Below are 10,654 nucleotides of genomic sequence, written 5' to 3' on the forward strand. Positions count from 1 at the left end.
GCCCTTAGGTCAGGGGCGGGACGGGTTCATGACGGCCGCGAAGGGGGTCGAGGCGTAGGCCTCCACGGTGAAGAGGTCGTACCTGCGGTATTCCCTCTGGGTCTCGGCGTCATTGATGAGGCCCTTGCCCTTGAACGTGGAGATGGTGGCGTCCCAGTTGGAACCCGCTGTACCCAGTCCCCACCAGGCGGTCACATAGCGAGGCTTCCGCGTCACATTGACCACGTTGTTGTTGTAGCGAACCGGCGCGTGGTGGATGAGGAACTCGCCCTGGCAGTCCTTCGGGGGGCAGTAGAGGATCGAGTTCTCGTCCCACGAGTACTGCGCTGCACCGAAGGTGTCCAGGTCGATCCGTCCCCGGTCCATTCTCATGACCAAGGCGCTCATGTCGGCGTCGATCACGTCGAACTTCGCCGACTTGGGGATCTGGACCACCTTGTCCTCGCTGTACTCCTCACCCGGTTCGAACCAGTAGCCGGGTCCCACGAACGGGCCCACGCCGAGAGCGGTCCACTCGATGGAGCCGACGTGGAGCGATACGTCGCCGTCCCCGCTCTCCAGCGCCTTTCTGCGGTCTCTGAGTTCGGTGCTCTTCTCGACGTACTCTCCGGTGCGCCCGTAGACCGACCAATCGTCGCCGAGGATGTATACGGGAACGGACCCGGTGTTCTTCAGGTGGAGCGTCACCGGGAGGTGGACGACCGGGCGTTCGAGGTCCATGCGCGGCACCCCGAACCTCACCTTCAACGCCAGGTTCGCCGGCGCGGCAGTGGGCTGGTACAGGGACGAGTAGGCGATGTTCACCGCGGCCAGGAGCACCGTGGCCATCACCCCGGCCGCGATCTTCGTCGGTTGCGGCGTCCCCCGCCACACCTTCGCCCGGACGGCCACCGACACGGCCCACAGGGACCAGCCGAAGAGGGGGAAGACGGCCAGCATGTAGGGCGTGTATTCCGTCTCCTGGAACCACAGGAAGACCAGCGTGGTGGTGACGGTCAGCGCGATGAGGATGCCGATGAGGACGATTGCCCCGGAGACACGCAGGCCCCGTTTGCCCCAGTAGTCGAAGACTGCCACGGCTGCCACGACCTCGGCCACGCCTCCGAGCATGAAGACGAACCCCGTGATCCGCCCCGCGAACGTCAGTGCCTCGAAGGCGTCAGGGATGCCGATGGAGGTCAGCAGGGCCCAGCCGCCCACCAGCCCCGCCACCATCAACACGATCGTCGCGCGTCTGCGCCGGGTGTGGTCGGGCCAGGTGTCGCTGCCGGCCCCTTGCCAGCACACCGAGGACCGGTCTTCCAGATCCAGGTCCTTCGGGTAGCCATTGCGGCACAGAATGCGCCGCAGCTCTTGCGGAGACCAGGCGCTGCCCACCGTCTCGGCGCCGATGCGCACCTCGCGCAGGCCCCGGCTGTCGGGCGGATGCACCGTGATCTTGGTCCGGCGTTCCATGTCCTCAGCGTCGTGCCGGAAGGAGCCCGCCCGCAGCCGGTGGGGCCCCATTGGAGTGCCGGGCCGGCTCCGCGCCTCCGCCACTCCTGCTCCCTACAGAGCCCCGGCACTACCCGTGGTGACCGCGCCTCCAGGTCCGGGACGACGACCGACTGCAGGCCGAAGACGTCACGGCCAGGTCCGCCGTTGGACCACGCCCGCCGGCACCACGTCCGTCCGGCCCCCACCCCTCGGGTCCGGTGGGGCGGGGGCCGTGGAGTGCGCGGTGCACTCCGGCATAGGAGCCTGGTGGTGTGGTGAAGCCAAGGAAGGCGGCGTCCGGCGCGTACCCGCGGAGCTGGCTGCGCGGGGCCCCGCCGCCGCGCTGGGTGCGGGTCCTGCCCGTGCTGCTGCTCGTCGGCGTCGGAGTGGCCTCCCTCACCGACTCCGTTCCGGTGGACATCGGCTTCCTGCTCGGCGCGGTGCCTCCGCTGGCCGTCCTGGCATACGGACCGTTGGCCACGGCCTTCCTCGGCGCCGCGACGATCGGGCTGCTGACCATTCCCTTCTTCCATCTGAACCGGCCCGGCAACACCGACCTCGTCACCCTCGGCTTCGTCGCCACCCTGAGCGTCTTCGTCTCCTTCGTCCGCGGGCGCCGGGACGAGCAGCTCGACCTGGAACGTACCGTCGCCGAGACGGCCCAGCGGGCCATCGTCCCGAACGTACGGCGGCGGGTCGGGCCCGTGCGCTGCGCGAGCCTGTACCGCGCCGCCGAGCGCGGCACGCTGGTGGGAGGCGACTTCTTCGACGTCCGGCCAGGCCCCCACGGGGTGCGGGCGGTCCTCGGCGACGTGCAGGGGCACGGTCTGTCGGCCGTCGCGACGGTCGCCTCCGTCCTGGGGGCGTTCCGCGAGGCCGTGCTGGACGACGTGGACGCGGAGTCGATCGCGGCCCGCCTGGACCGCAGACTGGTGGTCGACTCGGCGCGGACGGAGCATGCGGAACTCTTCGCCACGGCCGTCCTTCTGGATTTCGCGCCGCGCGGCCGGGAGGTCCGTGTCCTGGCCTGCGGCCACCCGCCGCCGGTCCTGCTGCGCGGCGGAGCCGTGAGCACCCTGGAGCTCGACCCCGGACCGCCCCTGGGCCTGGGCCTCGCCGACGTCATGCCCGGAACCACCGCGACGGTGTCGCTGCTGCCCGGGGACCGGCTGCTCCTGGCGTCGGACGGTGTCCTGGAGACCCGGGACGCCTCCGGCGCCTTCTACCCCTTCGTCGAGCGTCTGGCCCGCATGACCGGTGTCGGCCTGGACCAGCTGCCCGACGAGATCTGGGCCGACCTGAGTCGCTTCGCCCCCAAGATCCAGGACGACGTCACCCTGTTGATCCTTACCTTGGACGCGCCCGGACCGGACTGACGCCGCCGGGCCGGGCTGACGGGACATGGCCCCGGCGCGCGGAGGCGCGGATCCGGGCCTCAGAAGAACTTCAAGGGGGCGGCGATGACCGTCGGCGGCGCGCCCGACGGCTTGCTGCCTGTGGGCGGGACGCCTGTGTCCTTCGGTCAGGCCGCGGAGGTGGAGGGGCCGGCGGGATCCTTCGGATCGGCGTCGGTGAGACGGCGGGCCAGGACGTTCTGGGCTGGAGCCTGGTGCCCGCCTGAGGCGAGGATGCGCACCTCGTAGTGGTCGCTGATCTCCGCCCGGATGATGCCGGTGGGGTCGGCGTAGACCGGATGGCCGCCGGGCCCCTTGGAAGAGGTGCGCTCGACGATCACGACGTCCTGGGCCGAACCCGTGTCGTCGGAGAACACCAGCTCGTATCGGAGTGGGCTCATTTCGCCCATTTTACGCCGAAGGCCTGGCTACGCCCCCGGCCGACCAGCCGGGAACCCGCTGGTTAGAGTGGTGCGAGGCCGCGCCGCCGCACCAGGGTCGGGCGCGAGACCGGGCCGACTGTCGACCACAGGGTCCCGTGCGACCGACCGCCCCCACTCCGTCTCGTCCGGCCCACGGCCGCCTGCCCCGGAAACCCCGCATCACATGAGTACCGACATCGCTCCACATTCCGACCGCACCCCGGCCGTGGCCGGCTCCGCCGCCGTCCCCCGCAGCCGGCGCCCGCGCCTGGCCTGGATGGCCGGCCGTGCCCCGGCGCGACCGACGCCCGCGGCCGCCGCCCACAACGTCAGCGCCGCCACAGCGGCCCTCCTCGCACTCGTCGCGATCGGTGCCGCCCTCCACGAGCCGGTGCTCATACCCCCGCTCGCCGCCAGCGCCGCACTGGTCCACTGCGCCCCCGCGCTTCCGCTGGCCCAGCCGCGAAGCGTGGTCGTCGGCCACCTCCTCGGTGCCGCCGCCGGATACGCGGTGGCCGTCGCGGCGCACGGAAGCGCATGGGCCGCCGCCCTCGCTGCCGGTGTCACCCTCGCCCTGACGACACTGGCCAGGACCCCGCACTCGCCTGCCTGCGCCACCGCCGTCGTCATCGTCCTCCAGGAGCCCGCGCCGGGCAGGTTCGTCCCCCTGCTGTTCGGCTCCACGGTCCTGCTCGTACTGACCGCGTACGCCGCGTCCCGCGTCCGGCGCGCGGCACCGAGGTACCCCGCCTACTGGTGGTGAGCCGCTCCGGCCCGGCGCGTTCGCCAGAGCGCGCCCGGGAGGACGCCGTACGCCCTCCTTGCACGGGCCGGGCGCGCCGCGCAGGTCGTACGGCGCGGTGTCGGTGCCGAACCGGCTCAGGATCATCCGCGACAAGACGATCACGACTTTCCGCGCGAGCGGTTCCGGTCGTCCCCGCCATCAGGGCCGGGGCCCTGACGCCACCCACACGGTCGGCCGCCCGCCGTCCCGTGCGCACGGGGCGCGGGCCCGGTCCGGCTCCCACCCGGTTCCCGGGACTCGCCGCGCCCCCGCCGGCCTTCGGCATCCTGGTCGCTTGAAGTCCGCCCAGGGCGGGGCGAGTCGGAGTGACCGGCGGAGGGGGAGCCGCACCGGGGGATCGCGTCGACGGAGACCGAGGGCGGGACACGCCGCGCGGACGGCGCTGGAGCCGTAGGGCCGGCATTCCGCCGCGTCACGGCCCGCCGCCTCGACCTGATCGGGCCGCACCGCTCACTCGATCGGTCCGCCCCCCGTCGCTGCGGCCCTCCCGGCCGATGAGAGTGGTGGCAGGGGGCCTGACCGAGCCATTGGAGAGGACCGATCCCGTGGTGAGCATTGCCGTCGATCTGAACCGCTGCCAGGGGTACGCGCAGTGCGCGTTCCTCGCTCCAGAGATCTTCACCATGCACGGCGACGAGGCGCTGCTCTACGACCCGGATCCCGACGAGGCACAGCGCGAGAAACTGGCCCAGGCCGCCGCGGCCTGCCCGGTGCAGGCCATCCTCGTCGATGCCGTGGACGAGCCGGCCGAGGCGGTGCCCGGTGCTCGGTGACGGAGCCTTGGAGCAGCTCAAACGCGAGGGCCGCATCGTCGTCGTCGGAGCCTCGCTGGCAGGCATGCGGGCTGCCGAGACCCTGCGTGCCAAGGGCTTCGCGGGGTCTCTGACCATGATCGGCGACGAGCCCTGCGAACCGTACGACCGGCCCCCGCTGTCCAAGGGGGTGCTGCTGGGCAGGGCGCGCGCCGACCGCACCGCGCTGCCCCGGCTCCGATCCGTCGACGCGACCTGGCGGCTCGGCGTGCCCGCCACCGGCCTCGACATGGCCGCGAGAAGGGTGCGGCTGGCCGACGGCGACGAGGTGCCGTACGACCGGCTGCTGATCGCCACCGGTGTCCGGGCGCGGCCGTGGCCGCGCGAGGAGGAGGCGGAACTCGACGGCGTCTTCGTGCTGCGGACCCGAGACGAGGGCGCCGCGCTCGCGCGGCGGCTCGACGAGGGACCCGGACGCGTCCTCGTGATCGGGGGAGGGTTCGCCGGCTCGGAGGTCGCCTCCGCCTGCCGCGAACGCGGGATTCCCGTCACCGTCGCCGAACGAGGCGCCGCGCCCCTGGTCGGCGCACTCGGCGGGGTGGTCGCCGCGGTGGCCGCCGACCTCCAGCGCGCGCACGGTGTGGACCTGCGGTGCGGGGTCATGGTGACCGCCCTGGAGGGCGACGCCTCGGGACGGGTGCGCGCCGCGCATCTGTCCGACGGCTCCACCGTGGAGACCGACGTGGTCGTCGTCTCGCTCGGCGCGCTCCGCAACACCGAGTGGCTGCTGGGTTCCGGGCTCGGCGCAGGGCCCCGCGGCATCGCCTGCGATGCCGGCTGCCGGGCCTTCGACATCCGCGGAATCGTCACCGACGACATCTACGCCGCGGGCGACGTCGCCCGTTGCCCCCATCCCCTGTTCGGGTACCAGTTCCTGTCACTGGAGCACTGGGGCAACGCCGTCGCCCAGGCCGGGATCGCGGCGCACAACATGCTGAGCGAGAGCGTCGACCGACTGCCGCACATGGACGTGCCGGCCTTCTGGTCCTCCCAGTTCGGCGTCAACATCAAGTCGGTCGGAGTGCCGTCGATGGCGACGGAGATCCTGATCTCACAGGGCTCACTGGACAGCCGCCGGTTCGTCGGCGTCTACGGGTACCAGGGGCGCGTCATCGGCGCCGTCTCCTTCGACCAGGGCCGGTGGCTGCCGTTCTACCGGGAACTCATCGAGCGCACCGCACCGTTCCCGCCGCAGTTCCCCACGGTCGACCGGCACGCGGACGGACAACGGCCGATGGACGCGGACTTCCCCGACCCGTCGGTCCCCAGCCACGGCCCCACCGTGACCCTCAGCGGATACTCGCCGGCCGACCGCCGGATGACGTTCACCCCCGCGCACTGACCCGCACGGCCACAAGGACCTGCCATGACGCAAACCCTGCTGCACCAGATCCTGGACTACGCCAACCGGGCCGACCCGTACCCGATCTACGAAGAGCTGCGGAAGACACCGGTCCACCACGAGACCGACGGGCCGTACGTCATCAGCACCTACTACGAGATCCGCAGCCTTCTGCACGATCCCCGGATCAGCTCCGACGCCCGCAACCAGGCGTCCGGCAGCGCTGACCCGCTGGCGGAGTCGTCCCCCGAGGAGAGCGCCCTGCCGCCGAGCTTCCTCCGGCTCGACCCGCCGGAACACGACCGGATGCGACGCATGACGAACCGGCACTTCGGCCCGCCGCACTCACCCCACCGGGTCGACGGAATGCGTCCGGAGCTCCACGGCATCGTCGCCGGCCTCATCGACGGCCTCGGCGACCCGGGCCGGATCGACCTGGTGGAGGAGTTCTCCTACCCGTTCCCGGTGACGGTGATCTGCAGGCTGCTCGGAGTGCCGCGCGAGGACGAGGCACGCTTCCACACCTGGGCGGACACCCTCGCCGCGAGCCTGGACCCCGACCCGGACGCCGATCCCGCCGAGCGCGGCAAGGGCGCGGCGCACGAGGCCCGGATGCAGCTGGGCATGTACCTCGCCGGCCTGATCGAGGAGCGTCGCAAGAACCCCGGGGACGACATGCTCTCCCAACTGGCGACGGCGAAGGGCCCGGACGGCCCGATGGCCACGATGGAACTGCTCAGTACCGCGGCGCTGCTCCTGATCGCGGGGCACGAGACCACGGTCAACCTCATCACCAACGGCATGCTGACCCTGCTGCGCAATCCCGACGTCCTCCAGCGACTGCGCACCGAACCGCGCCTGGCCGTGCCGATCGTCGAGGAACTGCTCCGCTTCGAGCCGCCGGTGCAGCTGCTTCCGGGGCGCACCACCCTCGCCGACATCGAGGTCCGGGGCGTCACCATCCCCAAGGGCTCCACCCTCTGGCTGGTCCTGGCGTCCGGCAACCGCGACCCGCAGCGGTTCGAGAACCCGGACCGCTTCGACCCGGACCGCCCGGACATCCAGCACCTCGGCCTGGGCAGCGGCATCCACAGCTGCTTCGGCGCACCGCTCGCCCGACTGGAAGCCCAACTCGCCCTGTCGGAGCTGGCCCGGAGGCTGGAGAACCCGCGCCTGCTCGACGACCCGCCCCAGTACCGCCAGAACGCCGTACTGCGCGGGCCGCGCCGTCTGCGCATCGCCTGCGACGGGATCCGACCCTAGGACCTGTCCGGCGCATCATGGCCGGGGCCCGTCCACCGGACAGGCCCCGGTACGGCAGCGGGCGCAAGGCCCTCCCCTTCCCGCCCTCCACACGGAAACCGGAGCGTCGGCTCTGCCCAGTGGACTACGCTTTGTGACCATGACTACCGGGACGGCCTCGCGCCACACACGGATCGGTGACCCGGTGCTCCGCTGAGCACCGTACGGGCCGGTGCGGGCCCGCTGTTCGAGCCGGACCCCGCCGCTGCCTTCGCCGCGCGGGCGCCGCCTCCGTCGTGTTGATGACAGGTTCCACACATCAACCACGACAGGAGCTCCATGCCCATCAAGACGCTGCGCATCCCCACCGCCGACGGCGAGGCCGACGCGTTCGCCGCACTCCCCGACGACGGCGAGCGGCACCCGGGGGTGTTGATGTACGCCGACGGCTTCGGCATCCGGCCGGTCCTCAAGGAGATGGCCCGCGAACTGGCCGCGCACGGGTACTACGTGCTCGTCCCCAACCTCTTCTACCGGCACGGCCCGGCACCGGTGGTCGAGCTGCCCCGGTTCATCGGAGAAGAGGCCCGGCGGGCGATCTTCGCCGAGCTGATGCCCCTGATCGAGGCGCACACCGCCGAACGGGTCCTGAGCGACGCCGACGCCTACCTCGGGTTCCTCGCCGCTCAGCCCGAGGTCGAGGCGGGTCCCGTCGCGGTGACGGGCTACTGCATCGGCGGCCTCCTGGCGATGCGGACCGCCGCGGCCCACCCGGACCAGGTGGCGGCCGTCGCCGCCTTCCACGGCCCCGTCGGCGCCGACGGTCCCGAACTCTTCGCCAAGATCACCGCTCAGGTCCACCTCGGCCACGCCGAAGGCGACCTGACCCCCGCGGCACTCGACGCGCTCAACCGGGCCCTGGACGCCGCGGGTGTCGACCACACATCCGAGATCTACCCCGGCACCGTCCACGGCTTCACCATGGCCGACACGGACGCCTACAGCGCCTCAGGGCTGAAGCGGCACTGGGGCCGCCTGCTCCCTCTCCTGGGCCGCACCCTCGCCGACGACTGAGGAACCTGCGCGACCGCCCCTTGACCCGAACGGCCCGCTCTGACAGGGGCGCCCGGCGCCGAAAACGAGGGCAGCACCGTTCGTACGGGCGGGGTCGGGGTCACGTATCACCTCGGCAGGTGCCCGCCCCGCCCGCCGTGTCGGGCGGGGCGGGCACGCAGCTCAACCCGCCGGACCGTCGCCCGCCCGGCGCAAGTCCACTCCCCGCTGCTTCTGTTCGGCGGCCACGACCTGACTAGATGTCATGTGCGGTTTCCAGCTTGTCTGTTCGACGTCCCGGTCTGGCAGGACGGCTTCCCCGCGTGACTTCCTGCCGCGCCGCATCATTGACTGGCGCTTTCGGGCCACCGGAGACCTCCTCGGCGTTTCCCGAACCGGATCCCCTTTCCCGTGGTGAGGTGCCGCTTCGACAGTCGTATCCGGCTTTCGGTGCGGGAGCGTCTTCCGGCCAACATCGTGATGTTTCGGCTCTCCAGACAACCGGAGGTCCGATGCCTTCCTCTCATAGCTCGGGTGCACCGAGCGCCCCACACCGCATGAGCCCCGGGGCGGAGACGTCCCGCCGGGCCGCGGCCGATCTGCTTCCGCACAGCTTCCGGAGGACGAGAGAACGATGAGTACGACGCGCACCAACCGGCTAAGGCGGCCGCTCCTCGTGGGAACCACGGCTGTCGCCGCCGTGGCAGTGACGGTCGGTTTCATGACCGCCGCGCCGGAGCAGGCGACGGCCGCGACGGGGCCGAAGCTGAGCCTCGTCGCGGCGACCGGCTCGGTCACGCTCACCTCGTGGAAGGAGGAGCCGGGCGTCTACCTGGACCTGGGCACGTACCTCACCGCCGAGGGGACGCCGCTGGAGCTGAAGGTGACCCGGAAGTCCTACAAGGACCCGGTCACTGTCACCCAGACCGTGTTCGAGGGCGGCAAGAGCAAGGCGAAGACGCTGCCCCTGGGCACCGTGAAGGACTTCTCCGGACTGCCGGGCTTCGCCGAGATCACCATCACGGACAAGAACGGCAAGGTGGTCGTCAGCCGCGCGGAGAGCTTCTGCCCGAACAACGCCAGCGGACGGATCCGGCCCGACGCGCCCGCCACCTCGAAGTATCCGGAGAGCTGCCCCACCAACCCCTTCACCCTCGGCTCCGTATGGGGCGTCGAGAAGGGGTGGGCCGCCAACACCTACGGCGGTTCCTACACCGAGCCCGTGAAGCTCGCCGCGGGCACGTACACGGCCAAGGTCGGGGTCGCCAAGAAGTACCGTGACCTCTTCGGCATCGCCGACAAGCCCGCCTCGGTGAAGCTCACCGTCGAGGAGCGCAGCTGGGAGAACGGCCGGTCGGCCGCCGCCGGGGAACACGCCGGACACGGGCCCGCGCACCAGGCCCCCTCCGCCCACGCCGGGCACGGAGCGGGACACGCCCCGACTCCCGCCCAGGCCGGCGCACCGCAGACCAGCGGCGCGGGCCCCTCGTACAACGTGGGCCACGGGCCGCTGAAGGCCGCGCCCCCGGCCCTGCCGTGGGCGCTGAAGGTGCAGCAGGCCGGGCGCGCGGGCTTCCAGGCCGCCGGCGACACCCCGGGGCAGACCGACGGCTCGCGCAAGGCCTCCGCCCTCACCCCGCGGTCCGCGCGCCCGACCGGGACCCCGTCCGTCCCGAACGTTCCCAAGCCCGACCTGCGGTCCCTGCCGGCCTACGGCATCACCATCAGTGACGGCGGCGCCCAGGACATCCCCGGCAAGGACTACCTCGCCTTCAGCGCGAACGTCTGGAACGCCGGCCCGGCCCAGCTCGTCGTGGACGGCTTCCGCTCGCCCGGCAAGGCCAAGATGGACGCCTACCAGTACTTCTACGACGCCCAGGGCAAGCAGGTCGGCTACACGCCCACCGGCACCATGGAGTGGGACCCGCGCCCCGGCCACGTGCACTGGCACTTCACCGACTTCGCCAGCTACCGGCTGCTGAAGGCCGACCAGAAGGAAGCGGTCCGCAGCGGCAAGGAGGCCTTCTGCCTCGCCAACACCGACGCCGTCGACTACACGGTGAAGAACGCCAACTGGCACCCGAACAACACCGACCTGTCCACCGCCT

8 protein-coding genes and 1 pseudogene are annotated in these 10,654 nt (G+C 71.7%); 7 read left to right on the forward strand and 2 right to left on the reverse strand.

What is annotated here, in order from left to right; translation table 11 throughout:
* Nucleotides 1-9: 9 nt before the first annotated feature.
* Nucleotides 10-1,455: a hypothetical protein gene (locus tag E0F75_RS35130; protein ID WP_229315039.1), complete on the reverse strand. Its 1,446-nt coding sequence runs from the start codon at nt 1,453-1,455 to the stop codon at nt 10-12.
* 293 nt (nt 1,456-1,748) lie between these two features.
* On the opposite strand from E0F75_RS35130, the gene E0F75_RS35135 reads away from it, so the two are divergent.
* Nucleotides 1,749-2,852, forward strand: coding sequence for a PP2C family protein-serine/threonine phosphatase (locus E0F75_RS35135; RefSeq protein WP_229315040.1), 1,104 nt, complete (start codon nt 1,749-1,751; stop codon nt 2,850-2,852).
* Between the two features lie 146 nt (nt 2,853-2,998).
* On the opposite strand, the gene E0F75_RS35140 is transcribed toward E0F75_RS35135, so the two are convergent.
* Complete coding sequence (locus tag E0F75_RS35140) at nt 2,999-3,271, reverse strand: DUF6296 family protein (protein ID WP_229315041.1); 273 nt, start codon at nt 3,269-3,271, stop codon at nt 2,999-3,001.
* 205 nt (nt 3,272-3,476) lie between these two features.
* On the opposite strand from E0F75_RS35140, the gene E0F75_RS35145 reads away from it, so the two are divergent.
* From E0F75_RS35145 to E0F75_RS35170, 6 genes and pseudogenes are all read left to right on the forward strand, one after another.
* Nucleotides 3,477-4,055 carry an HPP family protein gene (locus E0F75_RS35145; RefSeq protein WP_229315042.1) on the forward strand — a complete coding sequence of 193 codons (579 nt, stop codon included), beginning with the start codon at nt 3,477-3,479 and terminating at the stop codon, nt 4,053-4,055.
* A gap of 590 nt (nt 4,056-4,645) precedes the next feature.
* A complete protein-coding gene (locus E0F75_RS35150) occupies nt 4,646-4,870 on the forward strand; it encodes a ferredoxin (protein ID WP_229315109.1) in 225 nt (74 codons plus the stop codon).
* The gene (locus tag E0F75_RS35155; protein ID WP_229315043.1) at nt 4,827-6,251 is read left to right on the forward strand and encodes an NAD(P)/FAD-dependent oxidoreductase; all 1,425 of its coding nucleotides are present in this window, start codon (nt 4,827-4,829) and stop codon (nt 6,249-6,251) included. Before E0F75_RS35150 ends, E0F75_RS35155 begins: the two co-directional genes overlap by 44 nt.
* A gap of 24 nt (nt 6,252-6,275) precedes the next feature.
* Nucleotides 6,276-7,514: a cytochrome P450 gene (locus tag E0F75_RS35160; RefSeq protein WP_229315044.1), complete on the forward strand. Its 1,239-nt coding sequence runs from the start codon at nt 6,276-6,278 to the stop codon at nt 7,512-7,514.
* A 318-nt stretch (nt 7,515-7,832) separates the two neighbouring features.
* Complete coding sequence (locus E0F75_RS35165) at nt 7,833-8,567, forward strand: dienelactone hydrolase family protein (RefSeq protein WP_229315045.1); 735 nt, start codon at nt 7,833-7,835, stop codon at nt 8,565-8,567.
* Between the two features lie 679 nt (nt 8,568-9,246).
* Nucleotides 9,247-10,654, forward strand: a pseudogene (locus tag E0F75_RS35170) (protein-lysine 6-oxidase); the annotation flags it as partial.

This window comes from Streptomyces sp. CB02980, assembly GCF_014451325.2.
GTDB lineage: Bacteria > Actinomycetota > Actinomycetes > Streptomycetales > Streptomycetaceae > Streptomyces.